A 22,884-nucleotide genomic window follows, 5' to 3' on the forward strand; every position below is an offset into this window, starting at 1 on the left:
CTTCCTCAAGTAAATCCATTTTAGATAGAGTTGAACAAATTGGACACTAAATTAATATTTAAGCGCCAGTTTGTTTAGAAACTCCCCAAAGTGCCAGAAGAGGAAATATCAGATTTCGAGCTTGGTGCTGTTGCCGTTGAGCGAGACAGATGTAGAGTTAAACAGCGTCTTGACCTCTTGAATTTAACTAGATTTGGCTGTTTGATCTGCCAGGGAAGCTGTTAGTTGCTTCAATTTCAAAGATACCATTTTGTCCCCAACAGACAAGCGATAGAGATGAAAGTTTACGCCTATGCAAGCGCTTGATTGCAGTTAGTTTTATAGATGTAAATTGAAGGGTTTAGAAATATGAATTGCAACTTATGACTTGCGGGATTTATCGCACGAAAAAAGCGGTTTGAACTCACAATCGTTTCAAAACCGCTACTGTGCAAAATTAGGTTGATTTATGTTTAGCAATATTGACTGATATCTTCGCCGCATTCATCTGCTAAATAGCACAATGCCCGGAAGCGGAGGGCAATAACCTCTTCATAAAGCGGATTGAGTTTGCACATTGGAGGAATGTGCAGGAGTGTGCGACCGAATAGCTTAACATCGCGCTCGAATGGGCACTGAGCGGGAATATGATCTGCTAGAAAATGAGCAAATTTGGGATTGTGAACCTGAATGCTGTCTAGCTTACGACGCAGTGGAGCGAGGGGAGCGAAAGACTTAGGTGACGAATGAGAGACAGGGGGTGCAGAGGTGACAGGGGCGAATGGGTGAGAGACCCAGCCGGAGATGGCAATGCTGCTGTGACGATCGCGCTCTTGCGCGGAGCCACCGAGTTTCTGAAAGCTCATGCTGAAACGTTCCTCGAACTGGTGAGATGTGTAGAGAGTCGTCCGTGAAGTGTCTACAACGATCGATGAAGCAAATACGGGCGATGAAGTGAAATTCTGGAGAGACGCTCCCAGAGTTTGTTGTGTATCCAATCTGCTTTACTTATCTTAACAAAGCTCACGAAATTACGTCCATCTTTTAAGACTTTCTCGTAATTTAGTTAAACTCTGCTGGCTGGTTTTGTGAAGCAAACTTGACATTCAATATTCTAGTCCTTCTTCCCATAGATAGACGTAGATCTTTGACAGATTTGCAGGTTCTTTATTTATTTCTTGAATGCGATTGATGCAGTTCCCAAATGTCTGGAAACTGAGCCGAAAAAGTAGAACGAGCGTGGGTAGTTTCTGTAGCAAAGGCCACTAAAGTATTTGTTTTTTGAAGACGATTTCCTTAGTGAAGAACCGCCGCTTCTATCCCAAAGTCATCACGAAATAAAGCAGTTTGAATTAAGCAATTTTTCTTCATGAACAAGCTTTACGGAATAAACTTCCACGTCGAAAATGTCGCTGCCTGTCCAGAGGGTTGGTTTAATTCATCTAACACTGTCCAAAGGATCACATCTTCGATCCAGAACCGTTTACCCGTGCTAGAAATGCGGACTCCACGATAGTCACTGATATAACCCTGCGCTTTTGCTTGAGCGAGCAGACGCGATCGTTCCTCTTGGCTGACAGGCTCAGCAGATTTTCTTGAAGGCAATTGCGTGAAGGTTTCCCAGTCCATTTCCCATAGCGTTAGAGCTTGCCGATTGCCATAGTTAAAGATCGGATCAGGTTCAGTGCCATGAGAAACGACGACAAACGGAGCCTCAAATAAAGCTTCGGGCGTTTGAATCAGCGTTTTTCCTGTCCAGTGATGAAAGCTATCAATTAAACGCTGAGCCTGTTGAAGTTGCCAGAGAGAATTCATTTCGAGAAATACTGGTCGCAAGCTGTGTCACAAGCAGGATAAGCGGTTTGATAGGGACTCGATCGCCGACCAAATAAAGCATATCGATTGTCGCGCACCTGCTCGTACACGCGATCGCCCACCCATTTCATCCCAGGTAGATTTCGGTAAACGGTGACAAATACATTTCCCACCGGAAGCAGTCGCCCAATTTCTTCGGCAGCATCGCTTCCTTGCCATCGGCGATCGGGTGTCACATTATCAATTAGAATCATGCCCATTTCGCAATCTTGAGCGGTAATGCCGAATTGAGTTAATCCCGCTTCATCCTGCATTGGCAGATATTGAAAGCGATCGCCCTTATCAATCTGTTCCAGAACTTGAACCAAATTGGAGCAAAGATTACAGTGCCCGTCATAAATCACAGTGTAGGGTTTCATCGGCGGAGGCGTTGACGAATACGATCGGTAAATAGGTCTACTTCTGGTAATCTTAGCTGACTTGCAATCAGAGCGAAGAGTCCAAGCCCGACCGAACCCGCGATCGTCATCTGCACTAATGCAAGCCAGAAGCCGTTAAGACTGGAAAAATTCGCGATCGCATTCGAGATAAACCAGCTTGCGGTTCCGGCAATAAAACTGCCAATCGTCAGCCCCAAGATCGGATAGCTCCATTCCAGCAGGGGTAATCGATTGAGTCTACGATCGAGAAAATATAGCAGTGCGAAGACTGAGAGAATATTCACGCTCACCGTTGCTAAAACGATTCCAACAATGCCAAAGGGTCGGTAAAGTAGAAAGTCAAACAACGCATTGAGAAAGATATTGACAATACTAATTCTGAACGGAGTATCGCCATCTCCAAGCGCGTAGAATACTCTCACTAAAACATCTCGACTCAGGTAAACGAACATTCCCGCAGCATATGCCATCAATACCGACGCGACTAATTGAGTTGCTTCCGGTTGAAAGGCTCCCCGTTCGTAAACCACTCGCACGATCGGAGTCGAAAGCGCGATCGTTAAGGCACTTAGAGGCAACATCGCGATCGCGGTAATCAAAAGTCCCTGCCGAATTCGCGCCTTCAGTTCATCTGCCTGACTCGGATCAGCCAACCGAGAAAAGATCGGTAGAAATGGCACCAGGATCATATTTGAAAGCAGTCCTAGCGGAGTTTGAACCAAAAGATTGGCGTAATCCAAGCTAGAGATCGCTGCAACCGCGTTTGGCAGATAGGCAGCAAACGTCAAATCCGTGATCACATTAATTTGCAGCATTCCCGACGAGAACAGCGCAGGCCCCATGACGCGAAACACTTCCCGTACACCCGGATCATTCCACACAAAGCGAATCCGAAATCGTCCTAATCCCGATTGTCGCTGCGCCCAAAATTGCGCGAGCCACTGTAAAACCGTTCCCAACAGTGTGCCGATCGCGAGAACCATTCCCCCAATCAGCGCATAGTTCGGATTAGTCACTTGAGTTCCCGCAGTCAGGATAAAGATTCCAATGCCGATGATTAATGTCAAGCTAGAAAGCAATGGACTAATTGACGGTAGCCAATATTGATCGGCTGCGTTTAACGTACCAAAGCCAATTCCGATCATGCCGGCAAACCAAGCGATCGGAGCCATGATTTGCAGTTGTTGAATTGCGATCGTTCTAGTCTCTAACCCTTGCGCGGTCTGCCTTAATCCACTTGCCAGCAAATCAATAAAGAACGGTGCAAAGAAAAAAACAATCAGCGACACCACCAGAAAAACAAGCCCAATTAGCGTCGAAATTGCTTCGACGAGCGGGGCGGATTCTTCTTTTCGGCGTTTTGCCAAAGCGCTGACCATCGCACTGTGGAACGGGCCGTTAATCCCACCGAGCAAAATCAAAAAGAAGCTTGGAATAATGACAGAAATATCGTAAGCAGCTTTTGCTGTCCCGACTCCAAATGCAAACGCGATCGCTAACTGTCGAATCAGTCCTACCACTTTGCTGATCAGCGTTGCGATCGCGACAATTCCCGCGATGCCTGCAAGGGAGCGTTTGGGTTTCGGAGTTTCAGTCACAACAGGGTACGGCAAAAAGACTTCACCCATTTAATCATCTTGTGTTCTTCCCAAACATTCAGACTGAAAGATTAAGATAGATTCACTCCTATTCTTTGATTGTCCGATGCCCGTTACGCCACAACACCTAATTCAGTGGAAACAACAACAGCGATCGATTGCCATTCTTACCGCTTGGGATTACGCGATCTCGTCGATTCTCGATCGTGCGGGAATTGATGCCATTTTGGTCGGAGATTCACTGGCAATGGTGGCACTCGGACACGATACAACGCTGCCGCTCACGCTCGATGAAATGATTTACCACGCAAAAGCGGTGCGACGTGGAGTAAAAGAAGCACTTCTGATCGTAGATTTGCCGTTTCTGACGTATCAAGAAAGTGTGCAGCAAGCTCTGCACTCCGCAGGTCGTATTCTCAAAGAAACGGGTGCGGGTGCCGTGAAGCTAGAAGGCGGCTATCCAGTAATGGCGGAAACGGTTTCGCGGTTAGTGCAAGCGGGAATTCCGGTGATGGGTCATGTGGGATTAACGCCGCAATCGGTTCGGCAAACGGGATTTCGGCAACAAGGACGATCGACTGAAGCGGGAGATCGAATTTTGTCTGAAGCGATCGCGCTCGAACAAGCGGGAGCCTTTGCGATTGTACTCGAACACATCCCCGCAGAATTAGCGCGAACGATTACGCAAAAGCTGACGATTCCGACGATCGGCATCGGGGCGGGAGCGGGTTGTGATGGTCAAGTGCTAGTGACTTCCGATGTGTTGGGGTTGGGAACGTGGAAGCCAAAATTTGCGAAAGCGTATCTGGATTTGAATACGTTGATTACGCGATCGGTGCAGGAATATTGTGAAGAGGTGCGATCGAGCAAATTCCCGGTGGAGTAATCAAGTTCTACCAGATACTCAGAGAGGCGTTTCGGCGAAACGCCCCTCTCCACATTGATCTACACCTTCATCGCTTTCGCCAATTCCGCCGCAACCTCTGGACGTGAAAACTCAGGCGGCGGTAATTCTCCCCGACGCAGCATTTCTCTCACCTTCGTTCCTGACAAATGCACCCGCTCTTCTGCTGAACTCGGACTGGTTTTCGTCGTTGCCATTCCTTGGGTGCGCTTGCAGTAGAAAGCGTGTTCAAACTTCAGGGGCTGAATGCCTAGTGCTGCCGGATCAAACTCATCAAAGATGTATTGAGCATCGTAGGTGCCGTAGTAATCACCCACTCCAGCGTGATCACGTCCCACAATAAAGTGAGTACAGCCATAGTTTTTCCGCACTAGCGCATGGAAAATGGCTTCACGCGGCCCAGCATAGCGCATTGCTGCTGGATTAATCGCCAGAATCACGCGATCGTTGGGAAAATAATGTTCCAGCATAATCTCGTAACAGCGCATCCGAATGTCTGCCGAGATATCATCTTCTTTTGTCGCGCCGACCAAGGGATGCAGAAACAGCCCATCTACGGTTTCGAGCGCACATTTAATGATGTACTCATGAGCGCGGTGAATCGGGTTGCGGGTTTGGAAGCCGACGACCGTTTTCCAGCCTTTTTCTTGGAATGCAGCCCGTGATACTGCCGGATCAATCTGATAAGTCGGAAACAACGGATGCGGGTCGCGCTCCAACAGCCATACATCTCCCGCCAAATTCACGTTGCCCTGACGGTAAACGACTGCCACGCCCGGATGCTTTTCTTCATCGGTGCGGTACACTTTCACCGCTTCTCGCGCTTTGTCGTAGGTGTATTTCTCGCTCAACTGCAACACGCCGATATAGCGTCCAGTCGGATCATCCAACCGCACCAAACTACCTTCCTTGAGCGGTGCGGCAACCTCTTCCGTTACCGAGAGCGTCACCGGAATCGACCAGGGCAACCCGTTCGCCAAGTGCATTTCTTCGACGACACGATCGTAGTCTGCTTTGCCCATAAATCCGGTCAGGGGACTAAAGCCACCGATCGCAATCAGTTGCAGATCAGAAACGGCTCGTTCGTCGAGTTGGACACGCGGGAGAAAGTCCGCTTTAGAGAGAAATTCTTCGCGCTGAGCGCCCGTGACAATGCGATCTATTAGCTGTCCGCCGTGCGGTGCGATTCCGTTAGGATGACTCATGTGGTGTAGAGAGATGAAAGGGTGTAATTACCACTTTCCCGATCAGAAAAGCGGTCTTTAATAAACTTAGCAGGATGTGGAACGATTAGGCGTTACTTGATAGAAAGGGAATCGGATCAGCAATGGGATCGCGTACTGTTTCGCCCTGAAGCTTTGCCCAATACTGGCTGAGAAAATGAATTTGCCGCAGCCCCACGATTAGGTTTAATCCGGGAACGAAGATCCACCAGACGACCAAGGGCGGTTTGAGTCCGTCTCGCTCATACAATTTATTCACTGTGTGATACAGCCGAAACTGCACAATATAGATCCAGGTAATTCCTAATAACGAGAACCATCTAAACCAATCCGGAACATCTGGATCAAAGAATGCTAATGCTTGTGGCACTGCCACACTTAGTACAAACGGCAAAAGACAGAGTGTGCCTGACCAGCCTTGTCCGTTATGGTTTCGTAACTCTTCTTGGATGATCCACTTGTAGTAGCCGTAGTACAAAAGTCCGGTTAATCCTGAGAAGAGAATGACTTTCCAGAGTGGGCGGGGTTTACCAAGGATGGACATGGACGAGCGCAGAATACTTTACAGTTCTTAATCTAATCAGTTTCTGGATCGAAGGCAATTCCTCGAAACTCAAGGTTGATCACATCTGATCGCACAAAGGTGACGATCTCCAAAGTTCCATTAGGAACATCCGTCGAATTCTTGATCAATTCTATTCGACTATCCCAATCAATTCCTTCAACGCTAATCAGCCTCTTTGTTTCTGGAGATCATCGTTTGACTGCTGCCTCATTCCCACTTTCAGCCGCTAATTGCTCTAACCGCTCCTGCTGATCCTGGGAAATACAAGTTTCAATCACATTCTCTAGATCGCCTTCCAACACCGGCGCTAAGGCAAAGTTCTGTCCCAAACGGTGATCAGTCACGCGATTATCTTTGTAATTGTAAGTGCGAATTTTTTCTGATCGCTCTCCCGTCCCAACTTGCGATCGACGCATCGAAGTGATCGCATCTTGCTGCTCTCGCAACTTAATGTCATACAACTTCGCCCGGAGAATCTGCATCGCCCGTTCTCGGTTTTGAAGCTGCGATCGTTCTTCCGTACAAAAAACCCGAATCCCCGTCGGCTTGTGGATCAAATCCACTGCCGTCTCAACTTTGTTGACGTTCTGACCACCTGCACCGCCTGATCGTGCGGTCTTCATTTCAATATCTTTCGGATCGATGTGAACTTCCACATCATCGACTTCGGGCATCACCGCCACCGTTGCCGTCGAAGTATGAACCCGCCCGGATGCTTCTGTCACCGGAACGCGCTGCACTCGATGGACTCCAGCTTCAAATTTTAGTTTGCTGTAAACGCGATCGCCCTGAATTTCCATCACGGCTTCCTTAAATCCGCCCAAGCCCTCTGCTAGTGATTCACTCGCCATTTTGACGCGCCATCCTTGACGTTCGGCAAAACGTGAATACATTCTGACCAAATCACCCGCCCAAATGCTAGCTTCATCGCCCCCGGTTCCCGCCCGAATTTCTAACATGATGTTCTTGTCATCATTCGGATCGCTCGGTAGCAGGAGAATTTTCAATCGCTTTTCTAATTCTTGCAGCTTGGATTGGAGTTCTTCCACTTCCATCGCTGCCATTTCTTGCATTTCCAGATCGCCGCCCGATTCCTTTAAAAGCTGACGCGCTCCAGCAAGGTCTTTTTCCGTCTTGCGCCAAAGCTCATACGTATTGACCGTTTCTTCTAACGACGATCGCGATTTTGCCACGCGCTGGAACTCACCCGGATCTTTAGCAATATCCGGGTCAGCCATGCGGCGCGTCAATTCGTTAAAGGTTTGCTCAACCGAATTTAGTTTGTCAATCAAGTATGCTTCAGCCATCGGACTCGCCTCAAAAAATAGAAAATTTCGGTGAAAAGACAATCGCGGCAACTCAAAACGCGATCGTCGAGTGAGTTTTCAACCGAATTATCCTATTTTTGTTCTTCGCTCATGCCGTACTTCCGCAAGAACCGCTCGACCCGTCCCTCAGTGTCAATAATCTTCTGAGTTCCCGTGAAAAACGGATGATTGCCCGACCACACATCTACATGCAGTTCTGGCTTGGTCGAACCCACCGTCGCAACATGTTCACCGTTACAGAAAACTTTCGCTTCAGGATACCAATTCGGATGAATTCCTTTCTTTGCCATTGCTTTATCTCCAGGTTGCTATACCAATTGTAACAATTAGCGCTTCGAGAACTGAGGAGCTTTCCGAGCCTTACGCAGACCGTATTTTCTCCGTTCTTTCGCTCTTGGATCGCGGGTTAAGTACCCTTCAACTTTGAGCGGCTTCCGGTTTTCGGGATCAAGTTGACACAAGGCACGAGCCACGCCGAGCTTGATCGCGTCTGCCTGTCCGGTCAGACCGCCACCGTGAGCCGTCACCAAAATATCGTACTCACCTTCCAAGCCCAAAGTTTCTAACGGAGCTTTTGCACCCGAAAGATACTCTGCGTTGTATTGCAAATAAAGATCACCGGGCTTACCGTTGATCGTAATCGCGCCCTCACCGGGAACGAGACGGACACGAGCGATCGCGTTTTTACGGCGACCGGTGCCTTGATACATCACTCTTCCTTCAGTAGCTTGCATCGATTACTTCTCTCCCGGAATCGTCTTGATTTCTAAAACTTTGGGTTGCTGTGCTGCATGAGGATGATCTGCACCCGCATACACTTTCATTTTGGTGAACAGTTGGCGACCCAGCGAATTTTTTGGCAGCATTCCTTTGACTGCTTGCTCGATAATGCGCTCTGGCAATCGCGCTTGCAGCTTTTCAAAGGATTCGGTCTTCATTCCACCCGGACGACCGGAGTGACGACGATACACTTTCTGACTGGCTTTTTTGCCCGTCACGGTGACTTTATCGGCATTGATCACGACGACAAAATCACCTGTGTCTAGATGCGGTGTGTAGGTCGGCTTGTTCTTACCGCGAAGAATCATCGCGATTTCAGTCGCCAAACGACCCAGGCGTTGATCCGTTGCGTCTACAACGTACCAATCGCGCTGGATCTCGGCGATCGGAGGTAGATAGGTTTTGTTTTCCATGAGCTTGAGGTTTGGTTAAAAAGGAGTCGGTTCGGAAGCAGTCGAGCGCGGCAAAACCAGTTTCGGCTGCGAATCAAACCAGAGTTCCGGGGAAAAGGGCATATCCGGATAGCCCACTCTTAGCAAGCAGAGTCCTTGAGGCGGAGCCGCATACCGCACTTCATCACGCCGTTCTTCTGCCCACAAGCGCGTAAAGTCTTGCACTGATCGATCTCCCCGTCCCACTTCTACCAGCAGCCCGACTAGAAGCCGCATCATGCCATACAGAAATCCACTTGCCTGAACTTCAATATAGAGAAACGGGTCTTGTCTCACACATTCCGCCGCTTGAATATCGACCCAAGCATGGGGACGACTCGAATTTGCCCTCTGAAACGCCGCCATGTGATGGCGACCGATCATCGGATCAAGCGCTTTCTGAATTTTTGATTCATCAAGCGGGGCGTGGTAGTAGTGCCAGGACAGCGATCGAGCAAATAAATTCGGTCGCACCTCGGTATAGATCGTATAGCGGTATCGTCTCCAGGAAGCCGAGAATCGAGCGTGCCAATCCGGGGAAACGGCTGCCGATGCTCGAATCAACACATCATCGGGAAGTCGAGCATTGATCACGTCCGCCCATCGGTGTGGCGGGATCAGGGAAACCACATCGAAATGTGCCACCTGAGCCGCCGCATGAACGCCCGTATCGGTACGCCCTGCCGCATGAATCACCACCCGATGCCCCACTACAGAAGCGATCGCGGTTTCAATCTCTTCTTGAACGGAGCGATGATTCGGTTGCCGTTGCCACCCATAGAATCGAGTGCCCAAATACTGAATCAGTAGAGCGACTCGTTGGGGGGACGGCTGAACAGTTGCCATCTTAGGTCAATTCGATAATTGCCATTTCAGCATTGTCACCACGACGACGAATCGTTCTCAAAATGCGGGTATATCCGCCTTTGCGATCAGCGTATCGTTCCGGAGCTTGCTCGAATAAAGCATGAACAAGCTGCTTGTCATAGATGTATCCCATCGCTTGACGACGAGCCGCAAGGGAGCCGTCTTTTGCGAGGGTGATCATTTTTTCAGCTTCCGATCGCACTGCTTGAGCGCGAACTTTGGTCGTTTGAATTCGACCGTTGCGGATTAGTTCAGTCGTGAGCGCTCTCAGGAGTGCTTTTCGCTGATCCGCAGGTTTGCCCAGCATGGGGACTTTGCAACCGTGACGCATAGCTTGTTACTAGGATTTAGATTTTTCTTGCGGCAGGGTAATCCCCAACCGTTGTTGCAATGCTTCGACCACTTCTTCCGCAGACTTAGCACCGAAGTTTTTGATTTCGAGCAGGTCTTCTTGGCTGTAGTCGAGCAAGTCCGCGACCGAGTTGATTTGAGCACGTTTCAGGCAGTTATAGGCTCTGACTGAAAGTTGCAGTTCTTCGATCGGGATTTGATTTTCGATCCGCTCATCGTTGAGATCGTCACCATCCGAAGGCTCGAACGTGATGTCTTTCAATGGATTAAACAGATCGACCAGGATATTTGCCGCTTGACTCAGCGCTTCTTGCGGAGTCAAACTGCCATTTGTCCAGATTTCCATGATCAAACGGTCTTTTTCAGCCGTTCCACCCTGGCGAGCATCCTCAACGCTGTATTGCACTTTCCGCACGGGCATGAATACAGAGTCGATTTGCAAAAAGTCGAGCGCGGTATCATCAGTGAACTTTCCAGCTCCCCGATAGCCTTTACCCTTCTCGATTTTGAACTCCATCTCTAACGTTGCGTTCGGAGCAAGCGTTGCAATGTACTGATCCGGATCAACCAGTTCAACTTCCGAAGGCAAATCAAAGCTTTCAGCCGTTACCGTCGCTGCACCTTGAACCAGAAGCCGACCGATCTGAGGCTGAGACGAATATGTTCTGAATACCAGCTTCTTCATGTTCAGCATGATATCCAGCACGTCTTCTCGCACCCCCGGGATCGTCGCAAACTCATGCGTTACGCCTGCGAGTCTCACGGCGGTCACGGCTGCGCCTTCTAAGTTCGACAGCAACACGCGACGAAGGGCATTTCCCACCGTCGTTCCTTGTCCCCGCTCTAGCGGCTCCAAGATGAACTTGCTGTATTGACTTTGATCCTTATCCGTCGTGGTATCAATACATTCGACCTGAAACTGTGCCACGGATTAGCCTCCCTTTCTCCTTGCTTGTGAGGGTTATCCCTCGATTTGACATCCAACCCGTTTCGTGCTGTCCATTATAGACAGCAAAATCGCGCATTAGACGCGGCGGCGCTTGGGTGGGCGACAACCGTTATGAGGAATCGGGGTCACGTCTCGAATCAGGGTGATTTCGATGCCAGTCCCTTGTAAGGCTCGAATCGCGGTTTCGCGCCCGGCACCGGGACCGCTTACCATGACTTCAAGTTGGCGCATTCCTTGATCCATTGCTCGACGTGCGGCTGCTTCGGCAGCGGTTTGTGCCGCAAAGGGAGTTCCCTTCTTTGCACCTTTGAAGCCGCTCGATCCGGCAGATGCCCAGGAAATCACCTCGCCTTGAGTATCCGAGATCGTGACGATCGTGTTGTTGAAGGTCGATTGAATATGGGCGACTCCACTAGGGATATTCTTTTTCGCCTTGCGCGGGCCCGTTTTCCGCTGCGGTTGTCTTGCCATGTCAACTCTCTTAAATTTACGCTGCTACGTTCCTACAAGCTGTGATTGCCCGGAGGCAATGCACATTATTTCTTACCAGGGGCTTTTTTCTTCCCGGCAACCGTTCGACGACCGCCTCGCCGAGTCCGCGCGTTGGTTCGAGTCCGCTGACCTCGCACAGGTAATCCCATCCGGTGCCGCCGACCGCGATAGCAACCGATATCCATCAATCGCTTGATCGACATCGATTCAAACCGCCGCAAGTCTCCTTCAATCTGATAGCCGCCTTCCACTGCTTCCCGCAGGGCTGCGACATCCGCTTCGCTTAGGTCTTTCACTCGCGTATCAGGATTGACTCCTGTTTTCGCGATGATTTCTTTCGATCGGGTAGGCCCGATTCCATAGATATATCGAAGACCAATTTCCACTCGCTTATCGCGAGGCAGGTCTACGCCCGCAATCCGCGCCACGCTGATTCTCCCTAAAACATAGATAAACAGTCGAAAATGTCTGCCGCGATCGAGGGCTTTCCCCGCTTCGGCAGACTTGCACACGCAGTCTTGTTAACCCTGGCGTTGTTTGTGCTTCGGGTTTTCACAGATCACCATGACGCGCCCCTTCCGACGAATGACGCGGCATTTTTCGCAAATTCGTTTCACTGACGCTCGTACTTTCATGCCCTATCTCGGCAACATTACAAACACAATATCCTATCAATTTTATATAGCGCTTGTCAAAGGGATCTTTTAATGCCGACTAACGACCACCTTTATTTTTCAGTCGGTAGGTGATGCGTCCCTTGGTAAGGTCATAGGGGGTGAGTTCGACCTTGACGCGATCGCCCGGCAGGATCTTGATATAGTTGCGCCGAATTTTTCCAGAAATGTGTGCGAGTACGTTAAAGCCGTTGTCGAGGTCTACCCGGAACATTGCGTTCGGGAGCGAATCGACGACGGTTCCTTCCATTTCAATCAGGTCTTGTTTAGACAAGCGGCAATTTCCTCCAAATAGAAAAGGTTGGGGTTGCATTTTACCCTATACGAGTGTAGATCATTCAACCCCTTTTCGACATTTTTTGCGGCGGAAGGGGCGATTCATGTTAATCAATTTCTTTATTTCAGCTCCGATGTAGGTCCTAAATGTTTTAGAGAGAATAAGCGCTTACGTAAATTGAGTATAGAATTAGACGAATTTGCTAATTTAACGGGCAACTGAACAATAAGGACGAATCACGCACAATGGAAGCCTCCCCAGCTAGAGTCATTCAATACTTCAACGGAGAGAAGCAAAATCTTATTCCTCTCTTTCAACGCCCTTACACTTGGACTGAAAACAATTGGTAAGCTCTCTGGGATGATCTAATGGTGCAGTATGAAGTGGGTGATACCGGAACTCACTTTATGGGCGCGATCGTTTCAGTCCCGACGCGCAGTACACCTGTAGGAGTTAGCAAATACCTAATTATTGATGGTCAACAACGGCTTACAACTGTATCGATACTTCTTTGTGCTTTACGAGATGTCCTAGATTCAAACTCTGCCTCACGGATACAAGAGGTTTACTTAACGAACCGCTTTCGTGATTTAGAGGACACTTTAAAGTTTGTACCGACACAAGCAGACCGAGACATTTATCGCAGTATTGCTCTCGATCGTCAGATTCCAGAAAATAACAAAGATATTCGGATGGGTGCTTGCTACCACTTCTTTAAGAATAAGTTGCTTAAAGGCACTGATCTAAATGGTGATCCTGTAGATCCAGCCAGAGCGCTGACTACTTTAGAGCAATGTCTTCAAGTAGTAATGATCAACTTAGGCGATGACGATGATCCATATCTCATTTTTGAAAGCCTAAACTTTAAGGGTGAACCTCTCACGCAAGCTGATCTTGTGAGAAACTACTTGCTGATGCGCTTTCGTCATTCAATTTCTGCTGGTGGAGAGCAAGAGCGGGTTTACTCAAAACATTGGATTCCACTTGAGACAACACTTCAATCTAATCTCACCGAATTTCTTCGTCACTACACAATGAAGGATGGAGAGGAAATTAAAAAAGGCGGTATCTATGCAGCTATCAGAACAAGATTGAAAAGCATGGACTCGACGGAGGAAGTAGAAGAAGAAGTTAAAGCCATGCAAAGGTTTGGGAAATTTTACGCAAGATTCCTTTCATTAGCGAAAGAGGAAGTAACGAGCATTCGCGATAGGTTGGAGAATCTTAAGGAAATAAAAGTAACAACATCCTACCCCCTCTTGCTTCGCTTATTTGATGCGCGTGAAGCTCAAGATTTGAGTGACGTTGAGTTGGAAAAATGTCTTGGGCTAATTGAATCATTTGTAATTCGGCGTGCTGTTTGTGGAGTACCGACAAACTCTCTAAACAAAGTGTTCCCGCAGATCGCTAAGAGCTTCCCCAATACAGACTACTTCGGGTGGCTGCAACGCTCACTGTCTTCCTACAGTGGGAATAGTCGATTTCCCAAAGATGCTGAATTTGCCTCCGCTTTTATGAGCCAGCCACAGTACGGGCGTGGTAGCACTCGTTTCATCCTTTGCCGTCTTGAAAAGGCTTTTAACCACAAAGAGACAGTAAATCTTTCGACAACAACAATAGAACACGTTTTACCTCAAACGTTAAACCAGGCATGGCGAGATGAGCTAGGTACAGAAGCAGAAAAAGTACACAGTACTTTGGTTAATACATTCGGCAATCTGACTTTAACTGGCTATAACTCAGAACTGGGCAATCTGTCATTTCTGGAGAAGAAAACCAAACTCAAGCACACACACATCGAGCTAAACCGATGGATTCTTGAGCAAGAAAACTGGAGAGCATCAGAAATCGAGAAACGAGCAAAAGAAATGCTACTTGTAGCCACTCAGATCTGGATGTCCGCTTCTGACGCAATAACGGATTGAGGAACTTGGTTTCGCTTAATTCGATCGCGCATCTTCTCAAACCATCGCGCAGGCGTTTCCGTTGCTCACGCTTGAACAAGTTTGTGTAGTGATCGCTATTCGTTATTGATCGCTACAAGGATAACCGCGATCGCGCTTTCCTGTATGATACGCCGATCGATAATTCTCCCTATGTTTTACTCGCTTTCGCTTGTCTCGCATGAAGATCAAGCTTTGCTCTCAGTTCGTCTTTAATCCGATTCATGATTGAATCTTCATCGAGTGAGGCAAGAATTCTCGTGACAACCGCTTTCGGGCTTTCTGTCCCCCAAGACGCATCATTGGCAAGATAAGCTTTGGTTACTTGAGCGATCGCATAAGTCGAAACGCCTGCCACCGCTCCCTGAGTGAGCGCCACGGAAATGTAGGGCGCGATCGACAGTCCCCCAGTCGCCGGAGCCGATAAGCCTAACAATCCTTTGAGCGAACTTAACCCCAAATTTGCGAGAAGTTCAGTTGCCGAAATTCCACCCATTGCGATCGCAATTCGTTGAAGCAATTTCACGGCTCCCTGCTGAGTCATGTGAATGCCGTAGAGCTTCGATAAACTCATAATCAGCGCTACATCGATCGTAGCACTGCTAATCAGGTCAAGAACCATAATTGGATTGACGGCAGTAGCGATCGCTTTTGTCATTACACCGTTCCAAATCACACGACTGGCGTTTTGTTCTCGAATGGCGAGTTTGCGCTGAAGTAAGCGATCTTGAACATCATCTGCAAACAGCATCGAATTCAGTGCAACCAAAGATTTTCCTTCTCGATGCAGCACTTCGAGAATTTTCAATTTGAGATCTTCAACTTGCGGTCCTGCTTTAATCATCTGGGCAGACATTCGTCCATCAGGGCGTTTCACCGCTCTTGCAATCAATGGAGAAGCTGCCGCCATCACAATTTCATCGGGTGAAAGCAGTTCCTTAACTCGTTCATCCCGAATTTTTTGATAAATGCTCATGCGATCGGTATCCGGGTACTGATCGATCTTGTTAAACACCAAAATGATGGGTTTCCCAACCTCTCGCAGTTCCGAAAGCGCTTGAAACTCAACTTTCGTAATGTCACCCGAAACAATGAACAGCAACAGATCCGCTTGTTGAGCGACTTGACGCGCTAACGCTTCTCGCGTTTCCCCGTTGACCTCATCGATTCCGGGGGTATCGATTAATTCGATTTGGGCATGGCTGGTACTCGGCAACTTCACGCGCAACACTTCTTGATCGCTGCCTGCGATCGCCTCACTCGCGACGCTCCACTGAGCCGACTGCTGTGATCGCGTCACGCCATGAATTGCACCTGTCTCAAAAATTTGTTGACCTAAGAGCGCATTTAAGAGCGAAGATTTTCCGCGCCCCACCATCCCAAATGCCGCAATCTGAACTACAAGACGATCAAGCTTTTCTAGCATCGTCCCTAGTCCGTGAATTTCTGACTCCAACCCCGATTGCTCCTGAGCCGTTAAATCTAGATTCTCAACTAGCTCTCGTAGCGTCGTTTGCGCCTGTCGATAATTTAGCTCAGCTTGGATCTCATCAAACCCAGAAATCGCCTCGTCTAGTTCCTGATCCAAGGGTTTGCCAGCGTCGGAAATGGAGTCAGTCATAAATTCACGGAAAGAAGAGCAGCGTACTTCTCACATCCTAGCAATGCTGCCAGTCAACCGTTTCTAACAAAAAATCGATTCTTAGATTAAGAATCGACTGTCACCGTTAGCGGTAGCGGCGATTGCGTCGAGCGACGATCGCTTTACGCTTGCGCTTTTCGAGCGGGGTTTCAAAATGACGGTGCGATCGCAGGTCTGCTAAGATTCCAGCCTTTGAAACTTGACGCTTAAATCGACGCAGCGCTGAATCGATTCCTTCGTTTTCTCCGAGAACCACTTGGGTCATGCTGTATCCTCCAATTGAATCAAAAGTTTTGGGTTTCTCATCGGACTAAAAATGGCTGTCCACACATGAGTATGCACAGCATTCTAGAGAATGAGCATCCTACCATCGTGTAGATTAACATAGATCCCAAACGCTAACGCACAAGCTGATGCACAAAACACAAATTTAAAGTGCTGAAGTTCGTACTTAAAGCAAGCTGTAGATTTTCCATTGCCGCAATTAGCCATTGAACGCCATCGCGACTGTAGCTTTCGTAGTGATGAAACAAAATCGAAAATCGCTTCTCTAAGTAAGGCTTAATTCGTTGACAGAGCAAAACGATTTGCAGCAGAAGTCGCGTGGTTGAGGTCGCACCCAAGTTAGATAGCAAATCAACGAGTACAAAATGCTGCGGATTTTGAGCGCTTTCGACGACAAGAAAATTCAGCAGTTGGCTACAAGTCCGCAGCATCAAAAAATCTGTCAGCGGCTGTGATTCGCTCTCTGGATGAATGTCATTCAGCAAATTAGCAAACTGCCGATTGAAGTGCCGTTTGCCGTAAGCTGGGTTCACAACATCGGTGAGATAGCCATACAGATCTCTTTTGAATTCCCGATACGATCGTACTTCCTGACAATGAGCAGAAAATCGCTGCGCTACTTCGCGACAGGTATCATTCCCGTTCACTTTTCCGGTGAATTCGTGTAGTGCGGCACTGAGCGATCGTTCATCTAATAGCGTTGGATTTTGCACCGGATAAACGACGCGATCGCGTCCCGGTGTAGCAGTATCACTCACAGCGCAACGAACTTGGTAAGTTACATACTTGGAAAGGTCGATTTCAAATTGCTTTTGCCGTTCCACCTGAAGCTGGCGAATTGAAGCTTGTTGACTCGCGGGTGTTCCCTCAGTCACAAGGCAATGTTCATATAGATAGGGGTAACGGCGGATTAGTGTTCCGAAGCGCTCGGTTTCGATCGAGAACTCCGCAGGCTGCAAAACAGTTGCCAAGCGCTTAAGCGTGAGGTACTGCTCGGTGCTCCGGAATGCTTGAATCAGATGACGCTGTTGCTTGATAATGCGCGATCGATAAAGGTCTGATGTAACTGGACGAGTCGGAGCTAATTCAAACAGGGCGATGAGTTCTGCGATCGCGCTGTAGCACTGGGGTCGCGATTGCCAGCGATTGATTAGAATATGGCAGCAACGATTGAGAATAAAACGGAAGTCTTCGCTGGAGTTCTTGGACTGCACAAGGCGATCGAGGTCTTGTTGCAGAGTAGCATTCGGATGGCCAGTTGCTTCAATGAATAGAAGGCGAAACCGTTCCGTCAATGCTTGCGGCGATTCGTTTTGAACCAGGTATAAAAGGTGATCATAGAGCCGCTGTTCCTCCGGCAGAATTCCCCGACTTTGATAAATAGACTCAGCAATCATGGCTCTAGCACCTCTTAACCCCAGACTTCAGGAACATAGATTTAATCAGCGGATCTAATCGACTTCAAGCAAGCTTGACCGGGGCAAGGTCAAAATACGGGCAATCATAATCGAACTCACACAGGCTCGGTGTAATCTGCGTCAGCTCACCAAATCTTTACACAAATATCCGCAAGAATCCTGCGTATCTTTTACTACTGCTTATGGCCACTATTTTCCAGATTTTATCCTGCAATCCGGGAAAAAACTGGAAATTTACGTAGACTTTAAGAACGCAAATTTTACAAGCTCTCTGATTCGAGGACCGTAGCGATCACGGAAATGGTTGAATTTGGCGGAGTATCGCGATCGCAGCGTTCAAGTTCTTTGGGTAGCTGTCGGGCAGAAAGTGCGATCGCGTCCTCAGTAATACACTTAGCTATGCCATTACTGGATGAAAATAAAAGGCGAGTCCTAGCACTGTGTAGGCTGCTAATAATAATGTTCCTTCTAACCAATTCGATCGGCCATCAGAGCTAATCGAATTCGTGATTAACACCGCAACCGCCACTGCAACCAATTCAAACGGATTAAAATTCAAATCCATCGGTTGTCCAATTAACCAGCCCACAATTACCAACACCGGAGCGACAAACAGCGCAATCTGCAAACTTGAGCCTACAGCAACCGAAAGCGACAGATCCATTTTGTCCTTCATAGCTACCGTGACAGCAGTAGCGTGTTCAGCGGCATTTCCAATGATCGGCAGCAAGATTACTCCTGTAAAAAGTGCGGTCAATCCCAGCTTCTCTGTAGCAATTTCTAAACTATCGACCAGTAATTCCGATTCAACTGCAACCAGCACTGTACAAACGAGTAAAACAACAGACCACAACACAAGATTTGGCTTTTTGGTTTCGTGGGCTAAGCTCGCCGCCGCAAGTTCTTCTTCTGCTACACCCGCATCATAGAGATAAGTATGAGTTTTCATCGAGAACAGAAGGGTGAGGGTATAGACGCTAATTAACACGATCGCAACTGCAACCGACAGAACTTGCAGCGTTGATGGCTCGATTCCTGATGAAGTGATATTTACTGCTGTCGGCAACAAAAGTGCAATCACCGCCAGATTCATTGATGAAGCATTCACTCGTGCCACGATCGGCTGAAATTCCTGCTCTTTATAGCGCAGACCGCCTAGCAGCATTGCTAAGCCCATAACCAAGAGCAGATTGCCGATAATCGAGCCTGTGAGACTAGCTTTTACAACATCAATTAGACCTGCATTTAGAGCAACTAGGGCAATAATTAGCTCAGTTGCATTGCCGAACGTTGCATTCATCAGACCGCCCAACGTTGGACCGACAACAACCGCAATTTCCTCGGTTGCAGTTCCCATCCAGGCTGCTAGAGGTAAAATTGCCAATGCTGCCGTGGCGAAAACAACGAGCGATCCCCAATGGACATAGTGAGCCGCGATCGACACCGGGATCATCACGAGCAATGCTGTAAAAACTATATTCTTGAATGACATTCGCGTTTCTAGATGAGAAAATCGTCCTCAATAGGATACTCACGATCGGCGCTGACGGCAGCATAATTCTTTGTGTTTTGCTCAACGCTTTACATCACAAAGAATGAACTTTGGTGGCACGATCGTAAAATTCTATATAAAGATCTTAAAGAACTTTAGGAACAGGTCTAAAGTGCGATTCAATCAAAAGAGATGATCGCAGAACGATGAATCTCGCATTTTATTCGTCATCCTGCTTTCACATCAGCGTTGTCACAATCTAACTCAACTTATTGATTCCCATTCCAATAGAATCAATCTTGAGTTAGGTTGTGGTTTTTTTCGCGCTTGCTAAGGTCAGACACAGCATCATCTCCGTTCTGTGCGATCGAGAAACCTCCGACTGATTTTAGTTTTGAGAAAACCGCTTCTACTGCGATTTTTTTAAGTTTGATACGTTCTGCTTACACTCCGATGTGCTGCTGTTGCGAGTGTGAGTGTCTTCTTAGGTGGAACTTAACCCATGACCTCATCCCGCTTGTCTGCTGCCGATCTCAATACTCCAAACCCCACTGCGGTAAGCGATCCTGTTGAAACTGCGATCGGTGTTTATGTCGCAGTACATGGACATTTCTATCAGCCTCCTCGTGAAAATCCTTACTTGGATGCCATTGAGCGACAACCCAGCGCCGCTCCATTTCACGACTGGAATGAGCGAATTCATCACGAATGTTATCGTCCGAATGCGTTCGCTAGAGTGCTAGATGAGCAAGGACGACTGTTGGGGATCGTCAATAACTTTGAGTATCTAAGCTTCAATATTGGCGCAACATTGATGAGTTGGATCGAGCGGCATGATGTGGAGGTATATCAACGCATCGTTGATGCCGATCGTAAAAGCTGCGATCGTTTAAACGGGCATGGCAATGCGATCGCTCAAGTCTATAACCACATCATCATGCCGTTGGCGAACGATCGCGATAAGCGGACACAGATTCGCTGGGGAAAAGCAGATTTTCGATCGCACTTCGGACGCGATCCCGAAGGAATGTGGCTCGCTGAAACCGCAGTTGATTATCCAACCCTGAAGATTTTGATCGAAGAGGGGATCAAGTTTATTGTTCTGGCTCCATCGCAGGCAGAACGCTGTCGAGCTGAGAATGATTCTACCTGGATGGAAGTGGGCGGAGGTCAAATTGATCCCACTCGCCCCTATCGCTGTTATCTGCAGTCAGGTGATCCTGATTCTTCTTATCTAGATATTTTCTTCTACGACGGTCCGATTTCTCGTGACATGGGCTTTGATTCAGCCTTGAGCAGTTCTCATCATCTCGCGAGTCGTTTGAGCCAAGCGGTACGCGGGGATCATCGTCCCACTCAGCTAATCTCAGTCGCAACCGATGGTGAAACTTTCGGGCATCACAAAGGTGGCACTGAGAAATGCTTGGCATATGCTTTTATTGAGGAGTTTCCAAGACGCGATTGGACAGTCACTAATTTCGCGCACTACCTTAGCCTTAATCCACCGACGTGGGAGGTGGTGTTGAAGCCCGTTACCGCTTGGAGTTGTGCGCATGGAGTTGATCGCTGGCAGGATGACTGTGGCTGTGGAGGCGGCGGTCTATGGCACCAAAAATGGAGACGACCGCTGAGAGAAGCCCTGGATTGGCTGCGGGATCAGTTGATTCGCGTGTACGAAGAGGAAGGGAAAAAGCTGTTTAATGATCCTTGGCAAGCGCGAGATGAGTATATCGAAGTCATTCGCGATCGGGCTTCGGTACCAAAGTTTCTTGCTCGGCATCAGTCGCATAAATTGAGCAGTGACGATCGTTTAGATGCGTTACGCCTGCTAGAAATGCAGCGTCATGCGTTGTTGATGTACACAAGTTGCGGCTGGTTTTTTGAAGAGCTTTCTCGACCAGAGGGGGTGCAAATTCTGCGGTATGCCTCACGAGCGCTTGAACTTGCTGGAGATGTAGCAGGGCTTCAGCTTGAAAAAAGTTTTATTAAACGACTGGCATTGTCTCCGAGCAATGTTGATTGCTTCAAAAATGGTGCGGAAGTGTATCGTCAACTCGTGATTCCCGCTCAAATCACGTTCGAGCAGGTTGCAGCCCACTACGCGATCTCTTCTCTGTTTACAACTTATGCACGAGAACAGCGCGTTTACTGCTACAGCACGTCTCAGTTGGACTATCAGATTCAGCGCTTGGGATCGGTAACGCTTGCAGTCGGTCAGCTACAACTCACGTCTGAGATTACTCGCGAGAGTCAGCATTTCGTCTTTGCAGTGCTGCATTTATGCGGCTGGGATTTTCAGTGTTGTATTCAACCCTTTGCGGGACGGCGGAACTATACGCAGGTGAAAGAGCAGCTTTTTGAAAAGCTTGCACAAGGTAGCGCCGCTCAAGTCATCCTGAAAATGAATCAACTGTTTGGGGATGTGGCTTACAGTTTGCAGGATTTGTTTGCAGAGGAGCGACATCGAATGATGAGGTTGCTCACTCAAGAGACCCTAACGCGCTTAGACCAACTTTACACACAAGTCTATCGCGACAACTATGGGGTTTTAATGGCGTTTCATCGCGATGAATTGCCTGTACCCCAGGAGCTACAAGTCGCGGCTGAAATAGCACTCGGACATCGGCTGCTGCTAACGCTGCGATCGTTCGAGCAAGATGCAGAGGATCTGGGCTCAACTTTGATAATTTTGGCGCAGTTGGAAGCGATCGCAACTGAAGCAGTTCATCTGCACTGTCAGCTTCAACAGCCAGAGGCGCGCGAAATTTTGCAGCGATTGATCGAACGAGCGTTGTGGACACTCTTTAACGAATGTGAAATAGAAAATTCAGACCCTCAAGTTCATGTCTTAGAGCGGTTGATCACGCTCAGTGGACAGTTTGGACTAAACGTTTCTTTCACCAAGAGTCAAGAGCTATTTCACCAGTGGTTGCATCGATCGCCCACAATAACCCCTGCAATCGTCAATTTAGGACGCAAGCTAGCGATCTTAATTTAATGGATGGGTTCGCAACCTCGTTACGGATTGAAACAAGAGAGCGGATGTCGTTCTCTCGGTTTTAGTTCGTATTATTCGTTTACAATTGCTTCTGCCTCTTCTCAGTCTTAACTAAAGAGTGCCTTCGGATGCTCAGAAGCCCCTCTGGGACGGGGCAGAGCATTTGAAGCCAGATACTTTTTTGTACTCTTGATCTACTCCTTCAGATGGAGAATCTGAGAAACGATCGTTAAAACGCTTTACAAATCGAAATTTTTTCTCTACTATGTAAAGTGTGGTTAACACCACTTACATCATTCTTCAAATTGTAATTATCCAACCATGACAACGACCTTACAGAGACGCGAAAGCGCCAACCTGTGGGCGCAGTTCTGCAACTGGGTGACCTCGACCGACAACCGCCTCTACGTAGGCTGGTTTGGCGTGTTGATGA

At 48.2% G+C, this 22,884-nt stretch carries 24 protein-coding genes and 2 pseudogenes; 5 read left to right on the top strand and 21 right to left on the bottom strand.

Translation table 11 applies throughout. The features are described 5' to 3' along the window. Window positions 1-452 precede the first annotated feature (452 nt). The 4 genes from NC980_RS06685 to murJ form a co-directional block, all read right to left on the bottom strand. A complete protein-coding gene (locus NC980_RS06685; protein WP_190377989.1) occupies window positions 453-845 on the bottom strand; it encodes a Mo-dependent nitrogenase C-terminal domain-containing protein in 393 nt (130 codons plus the stop codon). A gap of 514 nt (window positions 846-1,359) precedes the next feature. Continuing rightward, a complete protein-coding gene (locus NC980_RS06690; protein ID WP_190377990.1) occupies window positions 1,360-1,794 on the bottom strand; it encodes an MEKHLA domain-containing protein in 435 nt (144 codons plus the stop codon). Then, a complete protein-coding gene (locus NC980_RS06695) occupies window positions 1,791-2,213 on the bottom strand; it encodes a DCC1-like thiol-disulfide oxidoreductase family protein (RefSeq protein ID WP_190377991.1) in 423 nt (140 codons plus the stop codon). The genes NC980_RS06690 and NC980_RS06695 overlap by 4 nt, the downstream gene beginning before the upstream one ends. Continuing rightward, window positions 2,210-3,862: a murein biosynthesis integral membrane protein MurJ gene (murJ, locus tag NC980_RS06700; RefSeq protein WP_199298610.1), complete on the bottom strand. Its 1,653-nt coding sequence runs from the start codon at window positions 3,860-3,862 to the stop codon at window positions 2,210-2,212. Before murJ ends, NC980_RS06695 begins: the two co-directional genes overlap by 4 nt. Window positions 3,863-3,938: 76 nt before the next feature. On the opposite strand from murJ, the gene panB reads away from it, so the two are divergent. Continuing rightward, window positions 3,939-4,718 (top strand): 3-methyl-2-oxobutanoate hydroxymethyltransferase, encoded by a 780-nt coding sequence (panB, locus tag NC980_RS06705; RefSeq protein WP_190377992.1) that lies wholly within the window; start codon window positions 3,939-3,941, stop codon window positions 4,716-4,718. A 59-nt stretch (window positions 4,719-4,777) separates the two neighbouring features. On the opposite strand, the gene sat is transcribed toward panB, so the two are convergent. The 13 genes from sat to infA form a co-directional block, all read right to left on the bottom strand. Continuing rightward, window positions 4,778-5,941, bottom strand: a complete 1,164-nt coding sequence (sat, locus tag NC980_RS06710) for a sulfate adenylyltransferase (protein ID WP_190377993.1) — start codon at window positions 5,939-5,941, stop codon at window positions 4,778-4,780. A gap of 85 nt (window positions 5,942-6,026) precedes the next feature. Next, on the bottom strand, window positions 6,027-6,503 hold the full coding sequence (locus NC980_RS06715; RefSeq protein WP_190377994.1) for a hypothetical protein: 477 nt from the start codon (window positions 6,501-6,503) through the stop codon (window positions 6,027-6,029). Window positions 6,504-6,712: 209 nt separating this feature from the next. After that, window positions 6,713-7,831 (bottom strand): peptide chain release factor 1, encoded by a 1,119-nt coding sequence (gene prfA / locus NC980_RS06720; RefSeq protein ID WP_190377995.1) that lies wholly within the window; start codon window positions 7,829-7,831, stop codon window positions 6,713-6,715. A gap of 92 nt (window positions 7,832-7,923) precedes the next feature. After that, complete coding sequence (gene rpmE, locus NC980_RS06725) at window positions 7,924-8,142, bottom strand: 50S ribosomal protein L31 (protein ID WP_190377996.1); 219 nt, start codon at window positions 8,140-8,142, stop codon at window positions 7,924-7,926. 36 nt (window positions 8,143-8,178) lie between these two features. After that, window positions 8,179-8,586: a 30S ribosomal protein S9 gene (gene rpsI / locus NC980_RS06730; protein WP_190377997.1), complete on the bottom strand. Its 408-nt coding sequence runs from the start codon at window positions 8,584-8,586 to the stop codon at window positions 8,179-8,181. A 3-nt stretch (window positions 8,587-8,589) separates the two neighbouring features. Further along, window positions 8,590-9,045 (bottom strand): 50S ribosomal protein L13, encoded by a 456-nt coding sequence (gene rplM, locus NC980_RS06735; RefSeq protein ID WP_190377998.1) that lies wholly within the window; start codon window positions 9,043-9,045, stop codon window positions 8,590-8,592. A 15-nt stretch (window positions 9,046-9,060) separates the two neighbouring features. Next, window positions 9,061-9,909: a tRNA pseudouridine(38-40) synthase TruA gene (gene truA, locus NC980_RS06740; protein ID WP_190377999.1), complete on the bottom strand. Its 849-nt coding sequence runs from the start codon at window positions 9,907-9,909 to the stop codon at window positions 9,061-9,063. Between the two features lies 1 nt (window position 9,910). Beyond that, window positions 9,911-10,261 (bottom strand): 50S ribosomal protein L17, encoded by a 351-nt coding sequence (gene rplQ, locus NC980_RS06745; RefSeq protein ID WP_190378000.1) that lies wholly within the window; start codon window positions 10,259-10,261, stop codon window positions 9,911-9,913. A 9-nt stretch (window positions 10,262-10,270) separates the two neighbouring features. After that, a complete protein-coding gene (locus NC980_RS06750) occupies window positions 10,271-11,209 on the bottom strand; it encodes a DNA-directed RNA polymerase subunit alpha (RefSeq protein WP_190378001.1) in 939 nt (312 codons plus the stop codon). A 96-nt stretch (window positions 11,210-11,305) separates the two neighbouring features. Continuing rightward, window positions 11,306-11,701: a 30S ribosomal protein S11 gene (gene rpsK / locus NC980_RS06755; RefSeq protein WP_059000915.1), complete on the bottom strand. Its 396-nt coding sequence runs from the start codon at window positions 11,699-11,701 to the stop codon at window positions 11,306-11,308. Window positions 11,702-11,766: 65 nt separating this feature from the next. Then, window positions 11,767-12,150, bottom strand: coding sequence for a 30S ribosomal protein S13 (gene rpsM, locus NC980_RS06760; RefSeq protein ID WP_017289528.1), 384 nt, complete (start codon window positions 12,148-12,150; stop codon window positions 11,767-11,769). Between the two features lie 93 nt (window positions 12,151-12,243). Further along, a complete protein-coding gene (gene rpmJ / locus NC980_RS06765; protein WP_071596180.1) occupies window positions 12,244-12,357 on the bottom strand; it encodes a 50S ribosomal protein L36 in 114 nt (37 codons plus the stop codon). A gap of 79 nt (window positions 12,358-12,436) precedes the next feature. After that, window positions 12,437-12,670, bottom strand: a complete 234-nt coding sequence (gene infA, locus NC980_RS06770; protein ID WP_059002063.1) for a translation initiation factor IF-1 — start codon at window positions 12,668-12,670, stop codon at window positions 12,437-12,439. A 368-nt stretch (window positions 12,671-13,038) separates the two neighbouring features. On the opposite strand from infA, the pseudogene NC980_RS06775 reads away from it, so the two are divergent. Together NC980_RS06775 and NC980_RS06780 are read left to right on the top strand one after the other, a co-directional pair. After that, window positions 13,039-13,575 (top strand): annotated as a pseudogene (locus tag NC980_RS06775) (DUF262 domain-containing protein); the annotation flags it as partial. Window positions 13,576-13,812: 237 nt separating this feature from the next. Further along, entirely contained in the window at window positions 13,813-14,598 is a 786-nt protein-coding gene (locus NC980_RS06780; protein WP_277881466.1) for an HNH endonuclease family protein, read from the top strand. 169 nt (window positions 14,599-14,767) lie between these two features. Here the strand turns inward: NC980_RS06780 and NC980_RS06785 are convergent, their stop codons facing one another. The 4 genes from NC980_RS06785 to cax all read right to left on the bottom strand — a co-directional run bounded on the left by NC980_RS06785 (window position 14,768) and on the right by cax (window position 19,453). Further along, entirely contained in the window at window positions 14,768-16,237 is a 1,470-nt protein-coding gene (locus tag NC980_RS06785) for a GTP-binding protein (protein WP_190378003.1), read from the bottom strand. A gap of 106 nt (window positions 16,238-16,343) precedes the next feature. Beyond that, complete coding sequence (rpsU, locus tag NC980_RS06790; protein WP_017291035.1) at window positions 16,344-16,523, bottom strand: 30S ribosomal protein S21; 180 nt, start codon at window positions 16,521-16,523, stop codon at window positions 16,344-16,346. A gap of 133 nt (window positions 16,524-16,656) precedes the next feature. Then, window positions 16,657-17,940 (bottom strand): hypothetical protein, encoded by a 1,284-nt coding sequence (locus tag NC980_RS06795; protein WP_190378004.1) that lies wholly within the window; start codon window positions 17,938-17,940, stop codon window positions 16,657-16,659. Between the two features lie 418 nt (window positions 17,941-18,358). Further along, window positions 18,359-19,453 (bottom strand): calcium/proton exchanger, encoded by a 1,095-nt coding sequence (gene cax / locus NC980_RS06800; protein WP_190378005.1) that lies wholly within the window; start codon window positions 19,451-19,453, stop codon window positions 18,359-18,361. Window positions 19,454-19,955: 502 nt separating this feature from the next. Here cax and NC980_RS06805 point away from each other — a divergent pair. After that, window positions 19,956-22,451: a DUF3536 domain-containing protein gene (locus NC980_RS06805; protein WP_190378006.1), complete on the top strand. Its 2,496-nt coding sequence runs from the start codon at window positions 19,956-19,958 to the stop codon at window positions 22,449-22,451. Window positions 22,452-22,772: 321 nt separating this feature from the next. Continuing rightward, window positions 22,773-22,884: pseudogene (locus NC980_RS06810) on the top strand (photosystem II q(b) protein); the annotation flags it as partial.

The organism is Leptolyngbya sp. AS-A5 (assembly GCF_039962495.1).
Classification (GTDB): Bacteria; Cyanobacteriota; Cyanobacteriia; order Leptolyngbyales; family Leptolyngbyaceae; genus Leptolyngbya.